General features: G+C 35.3%; 26 protein-coding genes and 2 pseudogenes. 22 read left to right on the forward strand and 6 right to left on the reverse strand.

All coding sequences use genetic code 11. The annotated features are described in order from the left end of the window. Positions 1-115: 115 nt before the first annotated feature. From WBW42_RS15720 to WBW42_RS15745, 6 genes are all read left to right on the forward strand, one after another. Positions 116-1,489, forward strand: coding sequence for a long-chain fatty acid transporter (locus WBW42_RS15720; protein WP_032056057.1), 1,374 nt, complete (start codon positions 116-118; stop codon positions 1,487-1,489). A gap of 137 nt (positions 1,490-1,626) precedes the next feature. Then, positions 1,627-3,267: an AMP-binding protein gene (locus WBW42_RS15725; protein ID WP_032056059.1), complete on the forward strand. Its 1,641-nt coding sequence runs from the start codon at positions 1,627-1,629 to the stop codon at positions 3,265-3,267. Positions 3,268-3,341: 74 nt separating this feature from the next. Then, entirely contained in the window at positions 3,342-4,244 is a 903-nt protein-coding gene (locus WBW42_RS15730; RefSeq protein WP_032057751.1) for a bile acid:sodium symporter family protein, read from the forward strand. 766 nt (positions 4,245-5,010) lie between these two features. Beyond that, positions 5,011-5,562, forward strand: coding sequence for a TetR/AcrR family transcriptional regulator (locus WBW42_RS15735; RefSeq protein WP_032070701.1), 552 nt, complete (start codon positions 5,011-5,013; stop codon positions 5,560-5,562). Between the two features lie 103 nt (positions 5,563-5,665). After that, a complete protein-coding gene (locus WBW42_RS15740) occupies positions 5,666-5,842 on the forward strand; it encodes a hypothetical protein (RefSeq protein ID WP_017403367.1) in 177 nt (58 codons plus the stop codon). A gap of 171 nt (positions 5,843-6,013) precedes the next feature. Then, positions 6,014-7,075, forward strand: coding sequence for an MBL fold metallo-hydrolase (locus WBW42_RS15745; RefSeq protein ID WP_017403366.1), 1,062 nt, complete (start codon positions 6,014-6,016; stop codon positions 7,073-7,075). A gap of 54 nt (positions 7,076-7,129) precedes the next feature. Here WBW42_RS15745 and WBW42_RS15750 read toward each other — a convergent pair whose 3' ends face one another. Beyond that, positions 7,130-8,047 carry a LysR substrate-binding domain-containing protein gene (locus WBW42_RS15750; RefSeq protein WP_000654049.1) on the reverse strand — a complete coding sequence of 306 codons (918 nt, stop codon included), beginning with the start codon at positions 8,045-8,047 and terminating at the stop codon, positions 7,130-7,132. 158 nt (positions 8,048-8,205) lie between these two features. Here WBW42_RS15750 and WBW42_RS15755 point away from each other — a divergent pair, with 158 nt between their 5' ends. From WBW42_RS15755 to WBW42_RS15765, 3 genes are all read left to right on the forward strand, one after another. Then, positions 8,206-8,778 carry an FMN-dependent NADH-azoreductase gene (locus WBW42_RS15755; RefSeq protein ID WP_017403365.1) on the forward strand — a complete coding sequence of 191 codons (573 nt, stop codon included), beginning with the start codon at positions 8,206-8,208 and terminating at the stop codon, positions 8,776-8,778. Positions 8,779-8,790: 12 nt separating this feature from the next. Further along, positions 8,791-9,210, forward strand: coding sequence for a DoxX family protein (locus tag WBW42_RS15760; RefSeq protein ID WP_017403364.1), 420 nt, complete (start codon positions 8,791-8,793; stop codon positions 9,208-9,210). A gap of 70 nt (positions 9,211-9,280) precedes the next feature. Continuing rightward, positions 9,281-9,892: a glutathione S-transferase family protein gene (locus tag WBW42_RS15765; RefSeq protein ID WP_017403363.1), complete on the forward strand. Its 612-nt coding sequence runs from the start codon at positions 9,281-9,283 to the stop codon at positions 9,890-9,892. A 119-nt stretch (positions 9,893-10,011) separates the two neighbouring features. Here WBW42_RS15765 and WBW42_RS15770 read toward each other — a convergent pair whose 3' ends face one another. After that, entirely contained in the window at positions 10,012-10,929 is a 918-nt protein-coding gene (locus tag WBW42_RS15770; RefSeq protein WP_017403362.1) for a LysR substrate-binding domain-containing protein, read from the reverse strand. A 534-nt stretch (positions 10,930-11,463) separates the two neighbouring features. Between WBW42_RS15770 and WBW42_RS15775 the strand changes: the two genes are divergently transcribed. The 6 genes and pseudogenes from WBW42_RS15775 to WBW42_RS15800 all read left to right on the forward strand — a co-directional run bounded on the left by WBW42_RS15775 (position 11,464) and on the right by WBW42_RS15800 (position 16,357). Next, positions 11,464-13,863 (forward strand): membrane-bound PQQ-dependent dehydrogenase, glucose/quinate/shikimate family, encoded by a 2,400-nt coding sequence (locus tag WBW42_RS15775; protein ID WP_163114532.1) that lies wholly within the window; start codon positions 11,464-11,466, stop codon positions 13,861-13,863. Between the two features lie 109 nt (positions 13,864-13,972). Then, positions 13,973-14,206 (forward strand): annotated as a pseudogene (locus tag WBW42_RS15780) (TetR/AcrR family transcriptional regulator); the annotation flags it as partial. 352 nt (positions 14,207-14,558) lie between these two features. Further along, on the forward strand, positions 14,559-14,999 hold the full coding sequence (locus tag WBW42_RS15785; RefSeq protein ID WP_228132973.1) for a hypothetical protein: 441 nt from the start codon (positions 14,559-14,561) through the stop codon (positions 14,997-14,999). Positions 15,000-15,103: 104 nt separating this feature from the next. After that, entirely contained in the window at positions 15,104-15,451 is a 348-nt protein-coding gene (locus WBW42_RS15790) for a TonB C-terminal domain-containing protein (RefSeq protein ID WP_032070697.1), read from the forward strand. Positions 15,452-15,644: 193 nt separating this feature from the next. Continuing rightward, the gene (locus tag WBW42_RS15795) at positions 15,645-15,785 is read left to right on the forward strand and encodes a hypothetical protein (RefSeq protein ID WP_032070696.1); all 141 of its coding nucleotides are present in this window, start codon (positions 15,645-15,647) and stop codon (positions 15,783-15,785) included. Positions 15,786-15,913: 128 nt separating this feature from the next. Continuing rightward, positions 15,914-16,357 carry a hypothetical protein gene (locus WBW42_RS15800; protein WP_032063363.1) on the forward strand — a complete coding sequence of 148 codons (444 nt, stop codon included), beginning with the start codon at positions 15,914-15,916 and terminating at the stop codon, positions 16,355-16,357. A 74-nt stretch (positions 16,358-16,431) separates the two neighbouring features. Here WBW42_RS15800 and WBW42_RS15805 read toward each other — a convergent pair whose 3' ends face one another. Both WBW42_RS15805 and WBW42_RS15810 read right to left on the reverse strand, forming a co-directional pair. After that, positions 16,432-16,896, reverse strand: coding sequence for a DoxX family protein (locus WBW42_RS15805; RefSeq protein WP_032070695.1), 465 nt, complete (start codon positions 16,894-16,896; stop codon positions 16,432-16,434). A 379-nt stretch (positions 16,897-17,275) separates the two neighbouring features. Further along, a complete protein-coding gene (locus WBW42_RS15810) occupies positions 17,276-18,208 on the reverse strand; it encodes a LysR family transcriptional regulator (RefSeq protein WP_032070694.1) in 933 nt (310 codons plus the stop codon). Between the two features lie 99 nt (positions 18,209-18,307). On the opposite strand from WBW42_RS15810, the gene WBW42_RS15815 reads away from it, so the two are divergent. The 3 genes from WBW42_RS15815 (at position 18,308) to WBW42_RS15825 (ending at position 20,112) form a co-directional block, all read left to right on the forward strand. Further along, positions 18,308-18,742, forward strand: coding sequence for a DMT family transporter (locus tag WBW42_RS15815; protein ID WP_001166490.1), 435 nt, complete (start codon positions 18,308-18,310; stop codon positions 18,740-18,742). 9 nt (positions 18,743-18,751) lie between these two features. After that, positions 18,752-19,210 (forward strand): DMT family transporter, encoded by a 459-nt coding sequence (locus tag WBW42_RS15820; protein WP_032070693.1) that lies wholly within the window; start codon positions 18,752-18,754, stop codon positions 19,208-19,210. Between the two features lie 203 nt (positions 19,211-19,413). Next, complete coding sequence (locus WBW42_RS15825; protein ID WP_002113797.1) at positions 19,414-20,112, forward strand: IclR family transcriptional regulator; 699 nt, start codon at positions 19,414-19,416, stop codon at positions 20,110-20,112. 60 nt (positions 20,113-20,172) lie between these two features. Here WBW42_RS15825 and WBW42_RS15830 read toward each other — a convergent pair whose 3' ends face one another. Next, complete coding sequence (locus tag WBW42_RS15830; RefSeq protein WP_032070692.1) at positions 20,173-21,492, reverse strand: MFS transporter; 1,320 nt, start codon at positions 21,490-21,492, stop codon at positions 20,173-20,175. Between the two features lie 75 nt (positions 21,493-21,567). Beyond that, complete coding sequence (locus WBW42_RS15835) at positions 21,568-22,563, reverse strand: hydroxyacid dehydrogenase (protein WP_170814119.1); 996 nt, start codon at positions 22,561-22,563, stop codon at positions 21,568-21,570. Positions 22,564-22,757: 194 nt separating this feature from the next. On the opposite strand from WBW42_RS15835, the gene WBW42_RS15840 reads away from it, so the two are divergent. From WBW42_RS15840 to WBW42_RS15855, 4 genes and pseudogenes are all read left to right on the forward strand, one after another. After that, the gene (locus WBW42_RS15840) at positions 22,758-23,435 is read left to right on the forward strand and encodes an RraA family protein (RefSeq protein ID WP_017399161.1); all 678 of its coding nucleotides are present in this window, start codon (positions 22,758-22,760) and stop codon (positions 23,433-23,435) included. Between the two features lie 156 nt (positions 23,436-23,591). After that, a complete protein-coding gene (locus WBW42_RS15845; protein WP_032070691.1) occupies positions 23,592-24,860 on the forward strand; it encodes a DcaP family trimeric outer membrane transporter in 1,269 nt (422 codons plus the stop codon). 61 nt (positions 24,861-24,921) lie between these two features. Further along, positions 24,922-25,110: a type II toxin-antitoxin system Phd/YefM family antitoxin gene (locus WBW42_RS15850; protein WP_000435195.1), complete on the forward strand. Its 189-nt coding sequence runs from the start codon at positions 24,922-24,924 to the stop codon at positions 25,108-25,110. A 199-nt stretch (positions 25,111-25,309) separates the two neighbouring features. Then, positions 25,310-25,700 (forward strand): annotated as a pseudogene (locus WBW42_RS15855) (ShlB/FhaC/HecB family hemolysin secretion/activation protein); the annotation flags it as partial.

Raw genomic sequence — 25,700 nt, forward strand, 5'->3', positions numbered from 1 at the left:
ACAACCTGATTTTATAGAAAATGCCTAATAAGAATCACTATGTAAAAACAAATATCAGGCGTTCAGTAAAGAGCGCTCTAATAAGTAAAAATAAAAATCTAGGACGGATTAAAAGATGAAAAAGAAAACATTAGTCATAGTCATGGCTTCATTTTGTACGAGCTCACTCTATGCAGCAGCATTTGATCGAACAGGACAATCAATTTCTGCATTTCTACAACCCGGTAATTATTTTGAGGCAAGTTTATCTGTTTCAGACACTTCGTTAGAAGGACAAGAAGCAGGTACAAACCCAACGCGTAATAGTATTTCTGATATTGCAAACTCTGATTATCGTCCCAGTGCAGCTTTGAAATTACAGTTAGCACCTCAGTTCTCATTTGGTTTTCTTTACGATCAGCCCTTTACTTCCGACTCTGAATATTATGGAAATAACAGCTTTGTTGCTAAGCCGAGTGATACGATTTTAGTACCAGGCATTGATTCAGCAACACTTGCCCAAAAGACCGGTGGAGAAGTCGTAACAGGGAACACCAAATCGAATTTTGTTATGCAAAATTTTAGTCTGGTATTTGGTTATCAACCGGATAAGAACTGGAATTTTTATGTAGGTCCTGTTTATCAGACATTTAAAAGTAACGTCAATTTAAGAGGTCAAGTTTTCAGTTTATATAATGGCTATGACTTTAATGCCAAAGAGGTTGGAGATTGGGGATGGTTGGCAGGATTTGGTTATCAAATTCCCGAAAAAGCCATTAAAGCCTCATTGACCTATCGTTCAGAAATTATGCATGAAGTGACTGCCAATGAAAATGCGCCACTGGTTGATATGTTAAGTACACAGCAAGGCCGTGATTTTCTTGATCAGCATTTGGCATATATGGTTTCTATAGGACAACTCACTGAATCGCGGAAGGAGGCACTCAATCGTATTGTTGCCGGCTTACCTGAAGCAGGCACATCAGGATCAACTAAGTTTAGAGCGCCAGAGTCAGTAAATTTGGAATTTCAGACCGGATTACGCAAAGGTACTTTATTGTTCGGTAACGTGCGCTGGGTTCACTGGAACGATTTTGAGTTTAAACCGTATCGTTTTGGTGAAATCTCAGAAGTTGTTGGGGTTCTATCAACGCCAAGTCGTCCAAACGGTTTTAATCTGGTTCGTTATTATGATGATCAATGGTCTGCCAACTTTGGAATTGGGCAACGCCTAAGTGATAAATGGTCGGGTTCAGTTTCTGTAGGTTGGGACTCGGGAGCAGGTGAGCGCGTGTCCACAGGTGGGCCAGCTAAAGGTTATTACAGTGTTGGTCTTGGTGCGCAATATAGTCCAACTTCAAAATACTTTATTTCAGGTGGGATGAAGTATCTATGGCTCGGTGATGCCAAAGGACAGCTTGGTGCTCAGGCAGGCAGTGAATATTATGTGGGTGAATATAAAAATAACTATTCAATCGGTTACGGTTTGAAAATTGGTTATAAATTTTAATTCAGCTATTTGATGGATCGCTTAGTTATATAAATAGTTTATTTCTGCACGAGAGTAAGCAGATTAAAAGATTAAAGAAAATATAAAAAGTGGAGTAGGAACAGTTCCATTTCTCCCTCTCATAAAAGGACAATAAGATGACAAATCAGATCTGGTTAGATGAATATAAGCAATGGAATATAGAAAGTACGATTACATTGCCGGATGAACAAACTTCACTTCTCGATTTATGGGACAACAGTTTTAATAAGTTCCAGCAAAGAAAGGCTTTTATATTTGCAGATCAATCTTTTTCTTATGCTGAAATCGATTTATATAGTCGACAAGTAGCAGCATTCTTGCAAAGTTTAGGGCTAGAAAAAGGTACACGTGTTGCCGTAATGATGCCCAATATTATTCAGTACCCGATTATTTCACTTGCCGTCATTCGTGCAGGTTACATTCTGGTCAATATTAACCCCCTCTATACAGCACGTGAGTTAAAGCATCAATTAAATGATGCTGGCGCAAAAGTCTTATTTATATTAGAGCAGTTTTTACCTGTTTATGAGGCGGTTAAAGATCAGGTGTCAGTTGAGCAGATTATTACCACCACCATGACTGAAATGTTGGTCGAGCAACCTACTGAATTAGACACCTTAGATTCTAAAAAATACGCTTTTAAGCAAATCTTATTGAAGACAAATGCCCAAGACTATATACGTCCTAAGCTTGTTCTTGAGGATACTGTGCTTTTGCAATATACGGGTGGAACAACAGGTGTCTCCAAGGGCGCAGAATTAACCCATAAAAATATTGTCGCCAACTTATTACAAAATAATGTGGTTTTTAAAAGCTATTTTGGTGACCGAGATGCTTTTGAAGATGAAATAGCGATCTGTGCCTTACCGCTTTATCATATTTTTGGTTTTACTGTCTGTTTATTGCATAGTGCAATGAATAAAGGTTATGCCACTGTTTTAGTTCCAAATCCGCGTGATTTAGATGCTCTCGTACAATGTTTTGAAAAATATCGTCCTACGGTTTTTCCTGCTGTAAATACTTTATTTAATGCACTGATTAATCATGAAGGCTTTAATAAGCTGGACCATAGCCGTTTAGAAATTACCACAGGCGGCGGTATGGCAATTTTGAAATCCACTGCCGATGGATGGGAAAAACTGACAGGGCGTATTATCCGTGAAGGATATGGCTTATCAGAAACTTCGCCTGTTGCGACCTTTAACCCCCCAATCTCTAATACTTTTAGTGGCACGATCGGTATACCTGTACCGAGCACGGATATTGCTATTTTGGATGATGAAGGTCATCAATTAGCACCCGGTGAAACTGGAGAAATTGCAATTCGTGGCCCGCAGGTTATGAAAGGTTATTGGAATTTACCTGAAGAAACGAAAGCGGTCATGACTGCTGATGGTTTCTTTAGAACGGGTGATATTGGCTTTATGAATGAAAAAGGCTACACCAAAATTATTGACCGTAAAAAAGACATGATTTTAGTTTCAGGCTTTAATGTTTTTCCGAACGAAATTGAAGAAGTTTTAGCCCAACATCCAAAAATTTTAGAAGTCGCCGTGGTTGGTATTGCAGATGAAAAATCGGGTGAAGTACCGAAAGCCTTTATTGTCAAAAAGGATGACTCTTTATCGTTTGAAGAAATTCAAATCTATGCAAAAGAAAACCTGACTGGCTACAAACAACCACGCTATATTCAATTTATCAATGAATTACCCAAGTCGAATGTGGGTAAAATTTTAAGAAAAGAACTAAAGGTTTAATAAGAACTTTTAATTAAAACCATAAATGTATGGGACTAGAAGGTCCATAAATAAATGAAAAAAGGAATGAGATTATGGGTTCAGGATTAATTACCGTATTTTTACCAATTGCACTCGCAATTATTATGGCTGGTTTGGGTCTAGAGTTGACTATAAATGACTTTAAACGCGTGCGACAACACCCAAAAGCCGTGTTTATCGCATTATTTTGCCAACTGGTTATTTTAGTCGGTATTGCATTTATTCTTTGTAAGGTTCTTGCTTTACCACCAATGCTTGCTGTTGGATTAATGCTCCTTTCTGCGTCACCGGGCGGGCCAACTGCTAATTTATTTAGTTATCTCTATAAAGGTGATATTGCTTTAAATATTACTTTAACGGCTATAAATTCGGTCATTGCTGCCTTTACACTTCCGTTAATTGTGAATTTTGCAATACAGCACTTTATGGAAAATGGGCAAAATGTAGGTTTGCAATTCTCTAAAATCATACAAGTTTTTCTTATTATTCTAGTACCCGTTGGGATTGGGATGTTAGTCCGTCATTTTGCGCCGCATACGGCCGAAAAGCTCAATAAACCTGTGCGTATCTTTGCTATCGTTTTTCTCGTATCGATCATCATATTAGCAATTGCACGAGATTACCAAAATCTGATGACGTATATTGGGCAAATTGGATTGGCAACTTTGCTGTTCTGCGTATGTAGTTTAATGGTTGGCTATTTTGTTCCAAGATTATTGGGTGTAAATAGCTTTCAGGCAAAAGCTTGCGCGTTTGAAATTGGAATTCATAACAGTACCTTAGCCATGACTATTGCTTTTACAGTAATGGCAAGCAGTATGGCCGCTATGCCAGCGGCAGTTTACTCATTATTTATGTACATTGTTGCAGCTATCTTTGGCACATTGTTAAATCGTCTAGAAAAGAAAGAGATCACGCAAATATCACCTAAAACATACTCAAAGAATCTTCAGTAATATCTGGCAGATAAAGGTATTTAATTACCACCAGATGTTGAGAGTTTGAATTAAAAGAGGAGGCCAATACCTCCTTTTTTTGTCTCAAAATTTAAAATATTTATGGCCGAGTAAGCGCAGTCACAATAAAAAGAAAGCGTTAGAGTGCTGTTATAAAAGTAAATTGTTAAGCCAATATTTAAGGTTTTCCTTAATTATGTAATTAAATGAAAAACAATAATTTAATTAAATAATTTCTAGCCAATTTCACATTGACAGCTCAAATATTGAAGATTACCATTTGCGGGCTGGCCTACATTGCCAGTCGGTTTTGACGGACCGAGTTTGTAAGACCACATCAGAGTTATTCCTTCTGAGGAATACTTATATGTGTACACCCCGTTCCCTCCCGTAGCGGTAGGACGGGAGTGGGACACCTTCGGGTGTGCTGGAGTCTTACCCAGTCCGTCAACCTGCTTCCGTTCTGCCACCATAATTTATAATGCTTTGGCAGAACTCCCAAAAGAAGGAGTTGGCTATGCACATTCATAAATTATTGGCAGTCACTGTCAAAATCTATCTCGACACAACTTAAATCAATTTAAAGAAACTTGATTGCCTATAGGCTTTTCAGGTTTTAAATCATTACGTCTAAAACTTAGCAACAATAAAATTTGAGATGTGCCAAGCACAGTCTTTACGGCTTTGCTGTGCCTTTTTTTCTCCCAGAAAAGGCACAGGCTTTTTATCTCTTTTAGCAACAACAAGAATTTATAACGGTCAAACGATGCCAACTTTAGAAAGATCTTCCAAAAAATTACAGGTTCTTCATACAGCAATAGAGCTGTTCAATCTCTATGGATTTCACAATGCGGGTGTGGACTTAATCGTCAAAAAATCCAAAATTCCTAAAGCCACTTTTTATAACTACTTTCACTCAAAACAGCGACTTATTGAAATGTGTGTATCCTTTCAAAAAAGCAAACTCAAAGAAGAAGTGCTGGCAATTATCTACTCAAGCCGTTACCGAACCTCAAGCGATAAACTCAAAGAGATTATTGTTTTACATGTCAATTTTAATAGCCTGTACTATCTATTACTTAAAGCCATTTTTGAAACTAAACACATTTACCCGCAGGCCTACCGCATAGCGCTTGAATATAGAAAATGGCTGCTTAAAGAACTTTTTGATCTGGTTTTTAGTTTGGAAACTCACGCATTAAAACCAAGTGCTGACATGGTTTTAAATTTGATTGATGGATTGATGTTTCAGATTTTAAGCTCAAAGAGTTTGGAGGAAAGGGATGTGGTTGTGGGGAGGTTTTTTACTATGAATTGAACATGGTTTTAGTTGTTTGGTTTTTGAGTATATTTAACAAAATCAAACATATATTAAAATAAAATTATTTAGAATTATTTCATCATAATTTGGGAATTTGCTTATGAAATTGTTAGGAATATTATCTATCCCTTTTATTATCTCTGCCTGTGTTACTAATCAGAATGTGCAAAAGGAAGAGACCCCAGAATGTATGAATTATCATGCAATGATGACAGCACCTATGCCAGCAGATGCAATGGAAAACTTAAAAAAAGCCTGTTACGAATCTAGAAAATAGCGTTGAGCATTTATATTTAAAAAAATTTATTAATACGAGAATATTAAGTTAAAAAATAACTGCTGACTGTTCTTATTTTAGTAGCTTGTTTTAATCTTTCGAAATCAGAAATATAAGAATGTTTTTATCAAGTATAGAACATTTAATTTAATTGTATATCTGAGGTTTCGAATGAAAAAGATCTTTTTAAATACCACACTACTAGGCTTAATGTATTTGAACATAAGTCATGGAGCCAATGCTCAAAGTACGATAGATATTCCAGAAGCTCCCTCTACTGTAAATGCGGTTTATGTTTCCCAATCGAGTAATAAAGCTTTAAATCCATCGGAAAAAATTGACCGTCTATATAACCGAAATCTTCAGCAAGAGTATGTACTGCAACGTATGACAGAACATACTTATTTTTTTCAATCTCAATTTTATGGAACGATGTTTTATGTAGGTGAAAAAGGAGTACTGTTATTTGACCCAGTTGAAAATGCTGGAGAAAAGATTTTAAAAGCGATCTCAGAAGTAACAAAATTACCTGTTACAACAATTGTCTATTCGCATGCGCACGCTGATCATATCAGCTCAGCTCCAGTAATTGTTGAAGCTTCTAAAAAGGCAGGTGTCAAAGTACGTATTATTTCATCTGATGCTACAGCAGAGCTTTTAAACCGAATTAAAAGTAAATTACCAAAACCTACTGAAACAATTCCTTTTAAAAATGGTAGTTTTAATTTTGAAGGGGTGAATGTTCAAGTACATGGTTTCAAATATGCAGCACATACTGCCGATACAGGTGTTTGGTTAATTCCAAGTGAGAAAGTTGCACATATTCCCGATCTAATAAATGCCGATCAATTACCTTATTGGGGTTTCGCTGGTGCTGAAGTTCCTCTTTATTTTGAAGAAAATTTAAAAGAATTAAAAAGTTTAAATTGGGTATTTCTGAGTGGTGGCCATGGAAATGTTGGATCTAAAGCTGATGTAGATTTCTATTTAGAATTCCTAAAAGATATGAAACAAGCAGTGGGCCAATCATATGGGGTAGTGCAGTGGGGAGTAGGAGCTCCTGATCCTCAGAAAACAAATTCACATATGGCCCAGCTACCAGCATATCTTGATGCAATAGGTAATCAGGCAACTGAATATTTACGACCAAAATATGGACAATATTATGGGTTTGAAACTTCAGTTCCAAAGAATGGTGAAATCACAGCTTTATTAATGTATGCCTATCAATAGTAAAAAATGTCTATACCTAAAATCGGGTATAGACATTTTATATATTTATTTTAATTAAATATCCTGCATTTCTTTGAGTAGAGGAGGAATTTTTTCGATTAAGAAATCAAGAAAAACCTTTGATGCTGGTAAAGCACCGCTCCGAGATGGAAAGATTAAATGAAAATTTCCAGTTGGAAGTTCCCATTCAGGTAAAACGACGATAAGTTTCTTTTCTAATATCAGGCTTTTGCATTTTAATAAAGGCAGCAAAGCAATACCTTTTCCATCGGTAGCTAAACAATTAAGCAAAGTTAAACTTGCAGCTTTGATAAATGGTTTTATAGGCAAACTTACATTTTCATTAATAGTTTGATTGCTAAAGAACCAAGTTTGATTTTCATTTTCGATATTACTTAACAATTTATGCTTACTTAAATCGCTAGGATGCGTAGGTGTACCATATTGGTTGAGATATTGTGGACTGGCGACTAATACTGATTGTGTATAACCAAGATGTCTCATCACTAAATTGTGATCGCTATCTAAGTTCTGTCGAATACGGATCCCAATATCGACAGATTCTTTAAGAATATCAACCCTCTTGTTGGTAACAATAAATTTGATTTCTACTTTTGGGTATCTATCCATAAATTCAGGAAGAATGAGAGGCATAATTCTTTCTGCAACATCTATAGGAATGCTTACAGTAATTGATCCAATCGGCTCGCCGCGTAACTGATCTATTAAGTCATAAACAGTTTGCGCTTCTAAAAGCATTGATTGTACATATTGATAAATCTGCTCGCCGATTGCAGTAAGCTTAATTTGTCTTGAGTCTCGTTGTAATAATTTAACGTTTAAATTTTTCTCTAAATTTGAGAGTCTTCGGCTTAATTTTGATTTAGATATACCTGTTTTTTGTTCTACTTTACTTAGACCACCATGTTCGACAATTAAAGCAAAAATATATAAATCATTTAAATCTTTCATCGGTGTTTTAACCTTAATGAACCAATAATTTATCTTACTTCGAACTTTATCTTTGTTGGTTGCATTTTTTGCAACATATGTTCCCGATTATAGGGCTTAAGTGGCAAATATAAAACGAATAAACTCATTTCACGACTTAAAACCCTTATAGGTATGAAATGAAACTTTTACATTTAGACTCAAGTGCTCTCGGTGAATTCTCGGCTACTCGGGAGATTGGGCAAGCAGTAGTTCAAGAGTTAAAAAAACATGGTCCTTTAGAGGTAACCTATCGCGATTTGCATGTAGAACCACTTCCACATTTTTCAAAACACTTTGATAGTTTGAGTGAAGAAGCACAAGTTGATGAACGTATTCTTCAACAATTTGAAGAAACAGATATTTTTGTACTAGGGGCACCGATGTACAACTTGAGTATTCCCACCACTTTGAAAGCATGGATTGACCGAATTTTAATTGCAGGTCGGACTTTCAGATATACAGAGAATGGGCCACAAGGCTTAGTTTCAGGTAAGAAAGTTATTATTGTGAGTGCTCGCGGTAGTGCTTATGGTGATCAATTTCCTATGGATCATCAAGAATCTTATTTAAAAGATATTTTTAATTTCTTAGGTATACAAGACGTATTTGTAGTACGTGCTGAAGGAATGGCTTTTCCAACTCGTTCTCAATCAATTAGTAAAGCAATTAATAGTATTCCACAAATGTTTGCTATTCCTGCTCCAAACTGAGAGAGAATAATTATGACTAGAATTAATAACGCAATCGAAAAAATTATCCAACATCCAAAAGTATTTGGATTTGCATCACTTCTAATGCGGGTAATGATATCTGTAATTTTTGTCTTATCCGGATTAGGAAAGATATTTCAATATTCGAGTAATGCTGGATATATGGAGTCTATGGGAGTGTCATCTGCATTATTGCCATTAGCAATTCTGGTTGAGTTTGGAGGTGGTTTCCTTGTATTGATTGGCCTTCAAACGCGACTTGCAGCATTTCTATTGTTTGGTTTCTCGTTAGTGGCAGCAGTGCTATTTCACAGTGGTTCTGATATGAACAGCCAAATTATGTTTATGAAAAACATTTCAATGGCTGGAGGTCTACTGGCTCTTGTTATCTTTGGCGCAGGTGGCCTGAGTGTAGATAAGAAACTTAAATAATTTCAGAAAGGTAAAGGTACATATTTGTATTTTTACCTTTATTTTTCTATTTAAATAATGGTTATTATCAATGAGATTATTTTTTTATCCTCATGCCTGTTCAATGGCGATTCATATTGCTTTAAAAGAAACAGGGCAAGTATTTGATACAGAGTTTGTAGACTTATCAACAAAAGTCACTGGATCCGGATTGGATTATTTAAAGATTAATCCTAAAGGGGCAGTTCCAGCACTTGGACTTGAAAATGGTAAAGTCATAACTGAAGTTACAACAATACTGACTTATTTAGCTGACTTGGTTCCAGAGAAAAATCTAATACCCAAATCTAGTTCTTTTGAACGTTATGAAATGATGAGTCTATTGTCATTTATTAGTATGGATATACATAAAAATTTCTCTGCTTTTTTCTACAAAGAAAAGATTGAGTCTTGGATTGAAGTATCCAAACACAAGTTATCAAGAAGTTTTGATTTTATTGAAAATAAACTTCAGTCAAATCAGTATTTAAATGGCAATGAAATCTCAATCGCAGATTTCTATTTCTTTGTAATGCTACATTGGTGTGACTATTTTTCTATAGACTTAGAGAAATGGCCTAAAATTCTCAATTTGAAATATAACTTGGAAAAAAGAAGTTCTATACAAGAAGTTCTAAAGTTTGAATCAAGTTTGTCGCAATAAATTTTATGTAAAAAGAGGAACATCCGTATGTTCCTCTTTTATATTTTATAGTCATAAAATAGATTATAGAAATAACGTATTTTGTAGAATGAAATTTAAATAAATAATTTAAAAATAAATTATGTTATAGCTTGCATTTTATTGATTAAATTTGGCATTTTTTCAATTAAAAAATCGAGAAAAACTTTAGATGCTGGAAGTGCTCCACTTCTAGGTGGAAATATTATATGAAAATTTCCTTTAGGAAGCTTCCATTCAGGTAAAATAACTATAAGTTTCTTTTCATTTATTAAATCTCGGCATCTGATAAGAGGGAGTAAAGCAATACCTTGGTTATCTTGTGCTAATGACATGAGTAATGTTAGGCTTGAAGCTTTAATAAATGGCTTTATACTTGTATTTAACTTTTGTTCTAAATTTTCAAAAAACCAAATCTGATTTTCATTATCCAGGTTGTTGCTTAATAATTTGTGATTATTTAATTCATTTGGATGTTTAGGTATTCCATACCGTTGAATATATTCAGGGCTAGCGACTAAAACGGATTCAAGATAGCCTAAATGTCTCATTACTAAATTGTTATCAACTTCTTTGCTAGAGCCGACCCTAATACAAATATCTATTGATTCTTTTAATATATCAATTTTTTTATTAGTCACTATAAAGTTTATTGCAACTTTAGGGTATTTCTCCATAAATTCTGGAACAATCAAAGGTAATTGTCTTTCTGCAACTCCAATTGGAACACTCACATTAATAGTACCTATTGGCTCCTCTTGACATTGATCAATTAAATCATAAACATTTTGAGCCTCTTTAAGCATAGATTGAACATATTGATAAATTTGTTCGCCAATAGCAGTCATTTTGACTTGTCGAGAGTCCCTTTGTAGTAATTTAATATTTAGATTTTTTTCTAATGTAGATAATCTACGGCTTAATTTGGATTTGCTTATACCAGTTTTTTCTTCAACTTTGCTTAATCCACCATGCTCTACAATTAGGGAAAAAATGTATAAATCGTTCAGGTCTTTCATAGGGGCTGCATCAAAAATTAAGATTTTTATTTTTCTATAATATGCTTATTTTTTTGTAATTTTACTGAAAATAAGTAATACCTAGAAAAATAAATGTATATTTTAGTAGAGTATTTTTTAAGAAATTTTTGTGTATCTATTTGTTTTTTATATATGATTTTTACCATGTATTTTGAGAGAGTGAAAGATATTTTTTAAATACATTTTTATAAAAATATTAATATAAACTATTGTTATTTTTTATTTATTTTTTTATGTTGCAAAAAATGCAACATATAATTTCATTTTTAGCGATAGTTTAGCTTTTTAAAAAAATTATAATTAATAGTGTCTTTGTAAAAGTATTTGTCTGTAGAAAAATCTATCTTCTACTGTTTTTAAGCATTATTCACACTCTCTATTCCTTTAAAATTCACCTAACCTTTCGCAAATTTTTTAAATCTAGATACTGTGACTGTGAATAGAAATTATATACGGTGATTTTAAAGATATGGCTTGGAATTATGTTTAAAAATAATTTAAAAAGAGGTAATAATGGGCTCTAAATCTATAGGGAGTGCAAGCTTTTTTATAAAAGCTTATGCAGTGATACAGTTATTGTTTGCTCTGACTTTGTTTGGTGGTGGAGCATATTTAATAATATTAAATGGATCTTGGTATTACTGCATTACTGGATTATTACTCATAATATCAAGTATATATCTATATCTAAACAAGATTATAGGCGCTAAAATCTTTGGCATAGTTTTTGTGTACACACTCATTTGGACAATTTGGGAGTCTGGTACAAGATTTTGGGGCTGGATACCTCGTGTAGCGACCATAGCTGTATTCGTATTTTTTTTATCTTTACTCCTGCCATATATTGCGCATGGTATACGAAAAAGAGTTGCTTATAGTTTTACCGGCTTTATTGTTACATGTTTTGTTATAGCAGGTGCATTAGCATGGTATCCCTATTTCACTTCTCTCGATACAAGCCAAATTCCTCAAAATACTTCAAATGTATACCATGCGGATAGTACTCAACCAGATAGTGATTGGCGGTATTATGGAAGAGATGCGCAGGGAACCCGTTTTTCACCCACTAATCAAATTAACCCTGAAAATATTAATCAGTTAAAACAAGTCTGGGTAACGCGTACAGGAGATATGCCTCCTGTAGATAAAAAAAATAAATGGGCTGCCCAAACAACACCAATTAAAGTCAATGATGCTCTTTACTTGTGTACTGCTACCAATAACATGCTGAAATTAGATGCGCGTACTGGTAAGAAAATTTGGGAATATAAGCATAATTTAGCTTATGAAAAATTACCGTCGACCGCAGTGTGTCGCGGTGTCACGTTCTATACTTCAAAAGTAATTCCTGAGAATGAAATATGTCATGAAAAGGTGATTGAAGGCACACTAGATATGCAACTTATAGCGGTAGATGCAAAAACAGGAAAGGCATGTCCCCAATTTGGTACAAATGGACATGTTAACTTGCTAGAAGGGATTGGTCATACAGTTCCAGGATTCATGGCTGTTACATCGCCACCCCCTGTAGTAAATGGAGTAATTGTAGTCAACCATAAAGTTCAAGATAACCAACGCCGTACAGCACCATCCGGGGTAATACGTGCATACGATGTTGATACTGGCTCTCTTAAATGGGCTTGGGATGTAAGACAACCAAATCGACATGGATTACCTCCAAAAGGTGAAACCTATAGCCGTGGTACGCCTAACTCTTGGACAGTTATGACTGTTGATGAAAAATTAAATACAGTCTATGTTCCAACAGGAAGTTCGGCCCCCGACTACTATAGCGCTTTACGTACAGAAGAAGAAAATCAAGTTTCTACCACAGTTGTTGCATTGGATGCTCAAACAGGGGTAAAAAAATGGAGCTTTCAAACTGTTCATAAGGACGCATGGGATTATGATTTAGGATCACAAGCAACTCTACTTGATTATAAAGATCAATCAGGAAAGATTGTTCCAGCGCTCATTATGCCAACAAAAAGAGGACAGACATTTGTATTAAACCGAATTACAGGTAAACCCATTTCAAAAGTTGTCGAGCGCCAAGCTCCTAAATCTGTTATTCCAGATGATGTGCGTTCGCCTACACAACCATGGTCTGTAGATATTCCTCGATTAGGGTTTTCAGATTTAACAGAATCAAAAATGTGGGGCATATCACCAATTGATCAAATGCTTTGTCGTATTAAATATAGACAAGCATATTATGTGGGTGAATTTACTCCTCCTACGGTTAATAAACCATGGATTCAATATCCTGGATTTAATGGTGGTAGTGATTGGGGAAGCATAGCCTATAACCCTAAAAATGGTATTTTGATCGCTAACTGGAGTAATACCCCAATGTACAACCAGTTGGTTGCAAGAGCTAAAGCAGATCAAGAAGGTATTTTACCGATGGATGATCCGAAATTTAGTGCTAAGAAAAATGGCTCAATTGCAGCAATGGCTGAATCTCCTTATGCAGTAAATGTTCAACCATTCTATGCTCCAATTACCAATGTGCTTTGTAATGAACCACCATATGGAATGGTTACTGCTATTAATATGAACACCAAGAAAGTGATTTGGCAAAAACCTTTGGGAACTGCAGAGCACAATGGTCCATTTGGATTGCCAACATATTTACCTATTAATATTGGTACACCTAATAATGGTGGGCCTATTATTACAGATGGTGGAGTTGTATTCGTTGCTGCTGCAACTGATAACCGTTTGCATGCCTTTGACAGTAAAACTGGTAAGTCGATCTGGAGTGCCAAATTACCTGCGGGTGGACAAGCAACACCTATGACTTATTCTATTGATGGAGAGCAGTATGTTGTTATTGTTGCAGGTGGCCATTACTTTATGCAAACACCGCCCGGTGACTATGTAGTTGCTTTTAAACTAATGAAAAAATAAATTTAAAATCTTTTACCAAGTTCTATTTTTTAGAAAAAGAGGCCATAAAAGGTCTCTTTTTTCTTAGTTTTACTGCTTGAGGTGTGGTGGCATAATTGGGCTGCACCGCATACTTAAAGCCATTTTTGAAACTAAACAGATTTACTCGCAGGCCTACCACATGGCAATTGAGTATAGAAAATAGCTGCTTAAAGAACTTTTTGATTTGGTTTTTAGTTTGGAAAACCATACGTTAAAACCAAGTGCTAACATGGTTTTAAACTTAATTGATGGCTTGATGTTCCAGATTTTAAGCTCAAAAAGTTTGGAAGAGAGGGATATGGTGGTGTGGCGGTTTTTTTAAATAGGAAATATTACTTTCTTTAAATTTATATTGATGAATTTAAGATCATGCGGTAGGAGATTAATTATTTATAATATTTAGAAAATATTATTAACTTTTTTATATTATATTTATGATTATTAAAAACTAAATTTTAAATCTTATGGATGAACTGATTTCAGCAGCTGCAACAATTCAAGGTGCACAAATTCAAGCTAATTACGCACTTTGGGCAGCTGTTTTAGGTGGTGCATTTTATTAGCTTCAATTTTTTTTTACTGCTCAATTTACTTTAAAAGCATATAAAATCGATAAATTAGCTGAGGCAAAAAGAGATATCTATCTGGATTTAGTCCGTAACTGGCAAAACTTTATGATGGCAGTTTTTTCTTTCATTAACTTAAATAAGGACGTTTACGAAGAAAATTTTAGTTTAGCTTTGACAGAATTAATTGCCTCTTTACATGAGACTAGTTTCATTTCTGATCCATTGACCAAAGAAAAAGTATTAGATTTTACAATGCAACTGATAGAGGATTTATTCAAGATTAGGCACTATGGTACGCAGTTCTATGACTTTGAAGGAAATGAACCAGAAAGATTTAGAATGCAGATTGAGGTGATGGATTTTATGCGTGACTATGGAATTAAAGCTTTAGACTTGCAAAGAGAACTGAGAATCGAAATAGGATTAAAAGAGGATGAAATAGTAAATCAACGCATACTTAAAAAACAAAAAGAATTTTATGAAAAAGTAAAAATAAAATTAAAAAATTTTTTGGAAAAAAAGGGTGAAGGGAATGAAGAAATTTAAACTTTTTATAAAAGAAATTCCAAACTTTAAATTAAGCAATAAAGTTATTTTAAATGATTGTTCGTATCGCTTATAAAATATATGTAAACGTAACTAGGTAAAATATGATAAAGAGATATTTAATAAGTGGATTATTTGCTTTAATTCTCAGCATGAATATTCATGCAAATGGAGAGACTCTAAGTGCTCAAACCACTAAACTAGGACCAAAAGATCTAACAGCAGAGGCACGTATAAAACTATATAAAAATGGTTCGTTCGAGGTAATTCTTACAAAGAGTAGTGGTGATCCAGAGCAAGATGAAAAAATTTTAAAAATGATCAGAGCTGCAAACTTTAAGAAATTTCAGGAAAAGCTGAATCTTAGATATAAGAATCTGGATTATCCAGTTTACTTCAGTCAACCATTTATAATTACTCCAGCTACAGACGAAGTTAAAACCGAAGAATAAATCTTTTTTGCGTTATATTGGATGCGATGTAAGTAAATTGCACTACTGGCCTTAAAAAAAGCTCACCAAGATATGGGCTTTTTCTATTACACATTGCTTAAAAAATATACAGAAACCTCCCTAAAACGAGTTGGAACACTACAAACGCGAATGATACTTTAAGTTTCACTCTTCCCAATAAGTGAGGTGAGCAATGAAATTGTTAGCTTTGATTAGTATGGGAGTTGCAGCGAGTTATTGTTATAGAACTATAAAAAATATCAAGCCAACTCTACTAAAACCTAATTTTGATGAAATAGTAAAAAACTTTGTATTAGCAGAATTTAAAGCCTAATGCATTTGATAATCTTAATTAAATAAAAAGCTCATCGGAAGATGGGCTTTTTTATTGTAGTGGTGTTTATTGAGTTTGGAGCAAGTTGGTATTTATAATTGCTCCAAATTTTTAAATACAAATGGCAAATGACAACTACAGTAAGACTTAATCACACATCATCTTCTGGAACTAAAGGAGATGGACGTGATCAGAAAGAAAAATTTATAGATTATTGTGAATATAAGTATTTTCTACCTGATAGTCAGAAATGGGGTGTTTCAGTGAAAACTGAATTAACTCAAGCAGAAATAATAGAAAAGCAAAAATGCAATGACGCTATCAATAATCCTTTCACATCTGAATACTATCTTTTGCTTTGTCTCATAATTATTACGATTATATTTTTCACTTTTTGGAATATGAAAGGTTATCTTTCTATAAAGAGAAGAGAGCAAGAGACAGGAATTAAAGCGAATATATCATTTGAAATGAAAATCATATGTTTAGTTTCATTCTTTCTTACTCTCATTGTCGCGGGAGTATTGTACGCTCTCTATTTTCTATATCTTAATTATAAGTATCAGTATTAAATTAGTTAAATTAGTCAAACATATTTCACTAAAGAGAACCCAGCTAAAGACTGATTGTTAGCAGGGCTTTTTATTTACATAAACTTTTTAAATAATAAATGATCAAGGGTTAAAGAGTCAGGCTTTTTGGAAAGAATAAAAGTTAGAATAAATATATAAATTAGATCATGAATATAAAAAAACCAACTTGTCCAAGTTATTAAATCTAGTCCTGATGGAATTGTATAGATGCCTACTGTGATGAAGGCAATAAAACAAATAAAGATTAAGATCAAACAAGAAAGTTGAGTAAAAAGCCCGATGGTAAGCATTAGTCCTAGTACAAACTCACAAAGTGATACAAAGACAGCCATGAACTCAGGAAATGGTATTCCTGCATGAATTATGGTATCCAACATAATTTGTTGATTCTTTTCTACAAAAAGCTTGTTATATCCAGTCGTTAAAAAGAATAGCCCAATCGATATTCTTATAAGAGCTAGAGAAAAATTATTAAATTTTGTGGAGTAGAGGGGATTTTGGAAAAATATTTTCAACATAGAGCGGGAAAAGTGGAGAAATATTCTAGAAATATGGATGAAGTGTTCAAGCTTAAGCAAGTTTTGTGATGTATGATATTTGTCTTTCAATTTCCTACAATAAACGCAATTACCTGATTTTATTTTATAAATTAATAGATTGTTATTATACCGTAAGCCTTATTCTATATGGCTTATGGGTGGCAACTAATACGAGAGTTTATCGAAGTGCTTATGTTGGGGAGCCAGTTACAGAAGAATTTCGCCCAGACAGAGTCACGATAGTTATCGATCCAAAAACAAAAAGAATAATAGCTAGTATTTGCGGCTAAGTCTTTATAGATTTGTTATAAATCAAAAAGATACTAGTTAATTGATCTCTTTTACTCTATTTACAAAATTAATTCTGCCAATACGGTGTGTCTCCATAGATTTCTGAAAAATAATCTATCACTGCTCTAATATTAAGTGGGGGATGGCGGACATTTGGATAAATGGCTGCAATATGCTGGGGTTGCGATTTAATCGCGACTTCATATTCAGGTAAAAGCTTTATTAAATCACCTTGTTTTAAAGCTTCCCCAATCAACCAATCAGGAAATAAAACAATACCCATACCATGAAGCGCAGCTGTCATTAAACTCTCGGCATTGTTTGAAGAAAGTAAGGGGGTAATTGGATAATGTACCCATTCTTTATCAGGCTTTCTCACTAACCAGCGGTTAGGACCTTCAAAACCTTTATAGACTAGGCATTTGTGTTGATTAAGTTCTGTTGGGTGATCAAGCGTACCGTATTTGGCAACATACTGAGGAGAGGCGGCCAAATGATACTTTTGTGTAGCAAAAATACGTGCATGAAATGATGAATCAGTTAGCGTTCCAATGCGAAATATTAAATCGGTGCTTTCGCGTAACGGATCTATAAATTCATCGGTTTGAATCAATTCTATTAAAAGTTTTGGATAACGTTCTGATAAACCCGCCAACCACGGCGCAATATGCCGTTGACCAAAAAACACTGGAGCATTGATGCGGACGAGTCCGGATGGTTCTATGGTTTTATCTTGTAATGCCTTTTGTGCTTCATCAAATTGTTCGGTAATTCTTTTCGCATATTCAAAAAATAATTTGCCCGATTCTGTCGGTGTGATTGCCCGTGTATTTCGGTAGAAAAGTTGCTGCCCCAACGCATCTTCAAGTTGTTGAATGGTTCGAGAAATCATAGATGCAGATACGTCTTCTTTACGCGCTACATTTGAGAAGTTTTGTGCGTTATAAACACTAATAAAGAAGCGAAGCGTGCGGATATCAATCGAATTTGTTAAATCCATTTGTGCAATTTCTGCAAAAGTGATTCATGAATTATGCTGTTTTTCTGATGAATTGGCTACTTTAGTATTCGTTGCCTAGATACAGATGAGGCAATGTAGATGCAAATTCTATTACTACTCCTAACTATTTTAGGGGGAATGGGGCTATCGGTCGAAGCAGGGCTTTTAGGGCCGTTAGGAAAGGAAGTGGGTGAGTTATGGGCCACGTTTAGTATTTTTGGCGTGGGTGCAGCACTTACCTTTTTACTCATGTTGTTTTTTAGTCCACGTAATAGTCCTTCATTTTTTACACTTCCATCTTGGCAATTACTGGGTGGTGTTTTAGGGCCTGCTTACGTCATTATTTTGACCATTACCACTCCAATTATCGGTATTGCCATGACGATGATAGGCATTTTAGCGGGTCAGGTGTCTAAAAGCCTGATCATCGACCACTATGGTTTGTTGGGGACTCCACACCGAAAGGTAGACCGTAAACGAATTTTGGCACTCATCTTTATTGTTGCTGCACTTGTACTTGTCGCAAAAGCATAGGAGACCCGCATGACAATTTTAATGATCCTTCTCGCCGTCATTGGTGGTGCTTTATTGAGTGTACAGGCTGCAATTAATGGTCAACTTGGAGCAAAAATTGGTGTATTTCGTAGTGCTTTTTTGACTTTCTCAGTCGGTGCTCTAATTACTGCACTCCTTATTTTTTACTTTGAACCAAAACAAACATTAACGTTGTTGGATGTTCCTAAATGGCAGTTGTTAGGTGCCATGTGTGGAGTGCCTTATATTGTCATTATGGTACTGGCTGTGCAAAGAATTGGAACTGCCGTAGCTACGGTAGCTGTAATTTTTGGGCAACTTTTGATGAGTATCTTGATTGATAACTTTGGCTGGTTTGGTAATGAAATGCTCTCTTTTTCACCGTATAGATTAGGTGCATTAATTTGCTTAGGGATTGCTTTATATTTTATCTATTCAAGTAGTAAAGACAAAAAGATAGAAGCGTAATACAAGCTTAAGATCGAAATTAATATAGGTCTCATTGTTGGTCGTAAAGCATACTAATAATGAGGCCATGCTTAATATTTTAAGTACTTTGATAAATGAAAGAAGTTGCTGTCGAGAGATAGAATTAAAATATAAGAAATATGGTAAAGTTAAAAACCTAATTCAATACATTAAAATTGATATCAAGCTATTGTAGGAAAAACATGGTTAAAATTAAACCTCACCCAGCAACAAGCGGAAATGCATCGGCTGATCGCCTTTTAACTTTGTTAACTGCTTTTAGAATAGGTGATAAATCTTTAACCCTAGCAGAACTCGCAGAACGAACAGAATTAAATAAAGCAACCATCATGCGCTTAATTGTTTCGCTAGAAGATTTTGGTTTTGTTAACCGTCTTTCGGATGGCAGATATACGCTTGCCAGCGAAGTTATGCGTTTAAATACAATTTATCAAGATGCTTTAGATCTAGAAAGACATGTGGTGCCGTGTTTACAGCAACTTGTTGATGAAACTGGTGAAACTGCTTCATTTTACGTTAAACATGGGGCATATCGTCTTTGCCAATATAGAGTGAACTCTACCCATCGACTGCGTGTTCATATTCAGCCGGGCGAAGTTCGACCAATGGATGGAGCAGCAGGCGCTCAAGCATTGCGATCAACACACGAACAAGTTTTAGCAAGAACTGAACCTTTTTATTCAACGGGTGTAACGGAACCACATGCTGCTTCAATGGCATTGCCTGTATTTGACGCTCAAAATGATGTAGTTGGAGCATTAGTCGTTTCGGGGCCATCAAGTCGTTTTACTGCGGAAATTGCAAAATCTGTGGGGGATTTTTTCTTCAAAATTGCAGATGATTTAACGAAAAGTTTAGGTGGTAAGAGTATTCGTAATTAATTCTAATATTGTAGATATAAAAAAGGGGCTAAATCGTTAGCCCCTTTTTATGTATATTGTTTATGAAGTACTTTGTGGTTGGCTAAACAAAACAGCTTTCTTTCTAGACATAATGAAAACCATGATAGCCGACACGAGATTTAAGGCTGCAAGTGGAAGTAAGGCAATTGCGTGGCTTCCTGTTGCATCATGAATTGCGCCATAGATATTTACCATCAACCCGCCACCAATCAGATTGGCAAATGCACCAATGGCTGCTAGACCTGCCGCCGTTGTACTCGGTGACATCCACGATGATGCTAAAGCCCAGAAAGGACCTTTCATAGAATAAGCACCAATTAGTACGACACTGAGTAAAAAGATTGTGCCAATAAGTGAAGACGTGAACAAAGCAATTAATAAACCAAATGAGATCATCAATAGTGTGATTGCTGTATGCCAACGGCGTTCATTTTTACGATCTGAACTACGACCCCAAAAAATCATTGCAATAGAAGCTAAGCCGTAAGGAATTGCATTTACTAAACCGATTTCTAAATTACTCAAACCAAATGATTTAATTAATTGTGGTGCCCAAACACTCATTGTACTTCCAGCAGCAGAAGCACCAGAATAAATAATGATCATAGACCAGATATATTTATTCTTTAAAAGTTGCCATAGTGAAATATGGCCAATTGGGGTTTTTTGTTGACGTTCAAACTGTAATCTTTCAACTAACCAAGCTTTTTGTTCGCTATTAAGCCATTTTGCTTGTTCTGGTCGATCTGTGAGTGCAAATAGGCAGGCAATACCTAATAAAATGGCAGGGATACCTTCTAAAATAAATAGCCAATGCCACCCACGCATGCCCATCCAGCCATCTAGCGATAATAAAAGTCCCGATAGTGGTGAACCGATAAAGTTTGCACCCGGAATCGCCACCATAAATATTGCGACCATTCTGGCTCTATAATTAGCAGGCAACCAATAGGTTAAATATAAAATTACACCAGGGAAAAAGCCTGCTTCGGCAGCGCCGAGTAAGAACCGCATAATATATAACGATGTAGAGCTTTCAACGAAAGCTGTTGCGGCTGTAATCACTCCCCACGTCACCATAATTCGAGCAATCCAAACTTTTGCTCCAAATTTTTGCATGGCGAGGTTGCTGGGTACTTCAAATAGAAAATATGCAAAGAAAAATAAGCTACTGGCAAAACCAAAAGCAGTAGCTGTTAGGCCAAGATCTTCATTCATTTGTAATGAAGCCATACCAATATTGCCACGATCAATAATAGCGATGACATAACAAAGTGTTAAAAAAGGCAGTAATCGCCACGCCACCTTGCGCATTGTTTCACGTTCAATCGCACTCGGTTGAGAGTATTCTGTAGACATAAAAAAATCCTTTTTTATATTCAGTATTTTAATTGTTCTCGCATCTAAAAGCTTAGAAACAATTCAGTTCCATGATTAGCTATTAAGTAACTTCCAGTTAGCGATAGCTCGTGGGTTTAGTAATTGGCCATTCCAAATACTCACAATCTGTTCAAGTGCTAAAAGACCAACGCGATTACGTGAATCTGTTGTGTTTGCTCCTATGTGAGGAGTCACAACCAAGTTAGGTAATTCCCATAGTGGATTATCTTTTTCTGGCGGTTCTGAAGAAAAGGTATCTAAACCTGCACCAGCAATTTTATTATTTTTTAGTGCATCAACTAATGCAGCCTGATCAATTAATTCACCACGTGCTGTATTGATTAAGATGCTTGAGCGTTTCATCTTTTCAAATTGGGCATGAGAAAATAAGTGTCTATTCTCTGCTGTGAGTGGGCAATGTAGGCTAATAATGTCACTGGTTTCTAAAAGTTTTTCAAAGTCGTGTTCTTGTTCTACATAATCGAGCTCTGGCAAATTTTGTAAAAACGGATCATATACTTTTACTTTCATGTTTAAGGGAGCCACTAACTTCATAAGTATGCTACCGATTGCCCCTAAACCAATTAAGCCCAGCGTTTTGCCATATAACTCCACGCCATTTGCACTTGCTTTGTCCCAATGACCTTCTCGAATACGTTGGTCTAACCATGTGACTTGTCGCGCAACATTAAACATGAGTGCAAAAGCGTGTTCGGCAACAGATTGTGCATTTGCGCCTACGGCAATAGTGACAGGAATTTTTCGTTCAGCCGCAGCTTGAGTGTCGATTGTGTCAAACCCAACACCATGTTTTGCAATCACTTTTAAATTATTAGAAGCAAAAATCATATCTCTAGAAAGTTTGCCTGTTCGAACAATGATTGCATCAGGTTGTTCATCATGGATGAGTTTTTCCATTTCATCTTTTGCCATGTAGGGTTCAGTTGGAATCAACTGAATATCATGGGACTGAGCATACAGTAACGCATCTGAAGTTAATGTTGGCCCCGTGATAAGAACTTTACGTTTCATTTTTGACTTGCACTCCATTTAAGTATTTTGAGCAAAATACGTCCTTAATAATCCATGTTATTAAAACGCCATTTCAAAAAAATAGTCAATAGTAAAAACTAAATTTAATAATTGAGTAAATTTTAGTTTAAATTTAATTAAAAATGAAATTACATTTCAAAAAAATGCTGTCATATTAATTTGCACAAGAAAACTGATCTAAGGGAAAAGTTATGGCAATTGGTTTTAGAGTGCTAAAAAACGACAGAAAAGTTGAGCAAAAATGGATTGAGCAATATCGAGATCTACCAGTCGCTAATGTCAGTGACTCAATGAATCGAATGACTTCAGGTGGGGCTCAATTAAGACCAATGCATAAAAAGGGATATCTTTGTGGGCCTGCCATTACAGTTAAGGCTCGTCCGGGTGACAACTTGATGTTGCACTATGCTATTGATATCGCCCAGCCGGGAGACGTCATTGTGGTTGATGCTGGTGGTGATCTAACCAATGCATTAATTGGAGAGATGATGGTTGCTTATGCCATTAAGAAAGGTATAGCTGGCATCGTTATTAATGGCGCGATTCGTGATTCAGTTGTCATTGGAGAGGGAGATTTTCCACTTTTTGCGGCAGGAATTTCACATCGAGGACCTTATAAAGACGGACCGGGGGAAATTAATGTTCCTATCGCAATTAATGGAATGGTGGTTGAACCTGGAGACTTGATTTTAGGTGATGAAGATGGGCTTTTAAGCGTGCCTTATGCAGAAGTTGAAGAGGTTTATCTGAAAGCAAGCGCCAAACATGCCGCTGAACAAAAGCAATTAGAGCAAATCGCCGTAGGTGAAAATGACCGTAGCTGGGTGATTAACAGCTTAAAACAAAAAGGATGTGAATTACCGGAATAAGGTTATTCCAAACCATCCAAGTTCGACGGGAACTAGCGAAGTCAATGATTGAGCTTCGTTAGCCTATCTAAAGTTAATTCAATAATCATTAAGTCACTAATTGAAAAATAGGAAATTTCAATTTGGTCTATATGATTTCGTCTAAAGGAAAAAGACATGAAATATAAAGGGATTATTTATTTATCGTTATTAATGAGTATTACTTTGCAGCAAGCTAAAGCTGAAAGCGAAGATAACTCAGCGCTAAATGAAAAAATAATTAAATTACAACAGCAAATAGATTATCTGATGGAGCAGCAAAATCTAAATAAAAATAATGGATTAAACAAAGTACCTGACTTGAGTCAAAACAAAACATCAAACGCTTATAAGCCTGTTTCGGCTGATCAGACTAAAATTAAATTTTATGGAAATATACGTGTTGATGCTGCATATGATTTTGAAGGTTCAACGCGTTCAATTGCGAATAAGACAGGATCAATACCATTAGACAATTCAAACTCAACAAGCAAATCATTAAATGTTTCTGCCGCGACTTCACGTGTAGGGGTGGATATCGTTAAGCCGACCTCGAAAGGAGATTTGGTTGGAAAGTTAGAAGCCGATTTCATGGGAAGTGGTGGAGATAACGGTAATGGTTCGGTTCGGGTTAGACACGCTTATATTTCACTAGGAAATTGGTTAATTGGTCAGACGACTTCACCTTTTGTGAATAGTGATACTGCTCCAAGTTTGGTTGATTTTACAGGTGCGATGGGCACAGGAACTCAGCGTAATGTACAGCTCCGTTATCAGCACATCGTTGACACCAAACAAAAATTATTAGTCGCTTTGGAAGGCGGTGATGTTGAAAATAAAAATGTAGAAGGTGGAAGCCGTTTTCCTGCATTAACCATGCGATATGAATTTAAAAATCCAGATTTTTTGGTTCAATTGCATGGCATGCTTCATGAAAATCGAGCAGTTTCTGACACGAATGAAGAGCAAACTAAACTTGCTTGGGGTGCTGGATTAGGCACAAAGTATAAGCTTTCTGAAAACGACTCAGTTGTATTCAATTACTATCACATAGCTGGCGATAACCGTTACATGCTTTATTCAAAAGATAATGATGCTTTCTACTTTGATAAAAATCGAATGTATTTAAGTGAATTTGATTCTGTCGAGTTAGGGTATATGCGTAAATGGAATGAAAATTTACGCTCTTCTTTGTCTGCTGGTAGTCTTATCTATAAAGATTCAAATTTTTCAGAAAATAACCCTGATCAAAATAAAAGGCTAATCAATGCAAGCGTCAATTTATTTTGGACGCCTGTTGAGAAAGTCGATCTTGGCGTTGAATACACCTATGGAAAGAGAGAAACATTTTCAGATTTAGAAGGGAAACTATCCCGAATCAATTTATTAGGTCGATACAATTTTTAATGTAATCCCAGCCACTTTAATATCAGAAGTGGCTTTCTTTTATATGAGAAGGGCTAATATTATGGAACAAATTAATTATGCCAATGCAAGATCACAATTTTCAAAGGTTATGGAAAGAGTGCTGTTAGGTTACGCCGTAAAAATTACACGAAAAGAGAAAGATGCAGTGGTTCTAATCAGTGAAAAGGCATACCTCGAATATAAAAATGCAATGTTTGAGCTCAATAAATTAAAAAACAAAGATTTTTAACCCCCAACAATCCGCTTCTCAAGCATCTCCATAAAAGTTTTTAAAATAAAATTATGATTTTTTGATTAAAATTAATAAGATGAAGGCCGCTAGTTACTTAATCTTCATAAACTTTATTTTATCAAAAGATAAAGAAAAATTGAATAATATGTTTTTTTGTGTAAAATAAAGTTCTTATACGTACAATTCTGTCTATAAAATGTTAACTAAGAATTTTATAACTTCTTCCCTTATTCTTTTTGCGGGTTTTCACCAATATGTCTATGCGATTGAAGATGTTTCTTTGCCCAGCCAGGTGCTTCAAGATCAACGTTTAAAAGAGCTTAACCAGCAATTACAAGACCAGCTTGCTCAGCAAACTCCTTATGAAAATACAAAACCATTACAGGATTTTAAGCATTTAGTTGTTGAAGAAAGCCCATGTGTAACGGTTAAAGAAATTAGTCTTATCCCTTTAAATGGTCAGTCGCAGTCTGACTTACAGCAATTTAACTTTGTGGTTAAAGCTATAAAAAAACACCCACAGAATGTTTTGGGTAAATGTATTGGAACCCAAAGTTTACATAACATCGTGAACTATGCCCAAAATG

It is taken from the genome of Acinetobacter sp. LT1 (assembly GCF_059800965.1).

Excerpts from the sequence above, each read along its gene's own strand:
- WBW42_RS15720 (WP_032056057.1), top strand. The coding sequence starts at position 116 with ATGAAAAAGAAAACATTAGTCATAGTCATGGCTTCATTTTGTACGAGC.
- WBW42_RS15725 (WP_032056059.1), top strand. The coding sequence starts at position 1,627 with ATGACAAATCAGATCTGGTTAGATGAATATAAGCAATGGAATATAGAA.
- WBW42_RS15730 (WP_032057751.1), top strand. The coding sequence starts at position 3,342 with ATGGGTTCAGGATTAATTACCGTATTTTTACCAATTGCACTCGCAATT.
- WBW42_RS15735 (WP_032070701.1), top strand. The coding sequence starts at position 5,011 with ATGCCAACTTTAGAAAGATCTTCCAAAAAATTACAGGTTCTTCATACA.
- WBW42_RS15740 (WP_017403367.1), top strand. The coding sequence starts at position 5,666 with ATGAAATTGTTAGGAATATTATCTATCCCTTTTATTATCTCTGCCTGT.
- WBW42_RS15745 (WP_017403366.1), top strand. The coding sequence starts at position 6,014 with ATGAAAAAGATCTTTTTAAATACCACACTACTAGGCTTAATGTATTTG.
- WBW42_RS15750 (WP_000654049.1), bottom strand. The coding sequence starts at position 8,047 with ATGAAAGATTTAAATGATTTATATATTTTTGCTTTAATTGTCGAACAT.
- WBW42_RS15755 (WP_017403365.1), top strand. The coding sequence starts at position 8,206 with ATGAAACTTTTACATTTAGACTCAAGTGCTCTCGGTGAATTCTCGGCT.
- WBW42_RS15760 (WP_017403364.1), top strand. The coding sequence starts at position 8,791 with ATGACTAGAATTAATAACGCAATCGAAAAAATTATCCAACATCCAAAA.
- WBW42_RS15765 (WP_017403363.1), top strand. The coding sequence starts at position 9,281 with ATGAGATTATTTTTTTATCCTCATGCCTGTTCAATGGCGATTCATATT.
- WBW42_RS15770 (WP_017403362.1), bottom strand. The coding sequence starts at position 10,929 with ATGAAAGACCTGAACGATTTATACATTTTTTCCCTAATTGTAGAGCAT.
- WBW42_RS15775 (WP_163114532.1), top strand. The coding sequence starts at position 11,464 with ATGGGCTCTAAATCTATAGGGAGTGCAAGCTTTTTTATAAAAGCTTAT.
- WBW42_RS15785 (WP_228132973.1), top strand. The coding sequence starts at position 14,559 with ATGATGGCAGTTTTTTCTTTCATTAACTTAAATAAGGACGTTTACGAA.
- WBW42_RS15790 (WP_032070697.1), top strand. The coding sequence starts at position 15,104 with ATGATAAAGAGATATTTAATAAGTGGATTATTTGCTTTAATTCTCAGC.
- WBW42_RS15795 (WP_032070696.1), top strand. The coding sequence starts at position 15,645 with ATGAAATTGTTAGCTTTGATTAGTATGGGAGTTGCAGCGAGTTATTGT.
- WBW42_RS15800 (WP_032063363.1), top strand. The coding sequence starts at position 15,914 with ATGACAACTACAGTAAGACTTAATCACACATCATCTTCTGGAACTAAA.
- WBW42_RS15805 (WP_032070695.1), bottom strand. The coding sequence starts at position 16,896 with ATGTTGAAAATATTTTTCCAAAATCCCCTCTACTCCACAAAATTTAAT.
- WBW42_RS15810 (WP_032070694.1), bottom strand. The coding sequence starts at position 18,208 with ATGGATTTAACAAATTCGATTGATATCCGCACGCTTCGCTTCTTTATT.
- WBW42_RS15815 (WP_001166490.1), top strand. The coding sequence starts at position 18,308 with ATGCAAATTCTATTACTACTCCTAACTATTTTAGGGGGAATGGGGCTA.
- WBW42_RS15820 (WP_032070693.1), top strand. The coding sequence starts at position 18,752 with ATGACAATTTTAATGATCCTTCTCGCCGTCATTGGTGGTGCTTTATTG.
- WBW42_RS15825 (WP_002113797.1), top strand. The coding sequence starts at position 19,414 with ATGGTTAAAATTAAACCTCACCCAGCAACAAGCGGAAATGCATCGGCT.
- WBW42_RS15830 (WP_032070692.1), bottom strand. The coding sequence starts at position 21,492 with ATGTCTACAGAATACTCTCAACCGAGTGCGATTGAACGTGAAACAATG.
- WBW42_RS15835 (WP_170814119.1), bottom strand. The coding sequence starts at position 22,563 with ATGGAGTGCAAGTCAAAAATGAAACGTAAAGTTCTTATCACGGGGCCA.
- WBW42_RS15840 (WP_017399161.1), top strand. The coding sequence starts at position 22,758 with ATGGCAATTGGTTTTAGAGTGCTAAAAAACGACAGAAAAGTTGAGCAA.
- WBW42_RS15845 (WP_032070691.1), top strand. The coding sequence starts at position 23,592 with ATGAAATATAAAGGGATTATTTATTTATCGTTATTAATGAGTATTACT.
- WBW42_RS15850 (WP_000435195.1), top strand. The coding sequence starts at position 24,922 with ATGGAACAAATTAATTATGCCAATGCAAGATCACAATTTTCAAAGGTT.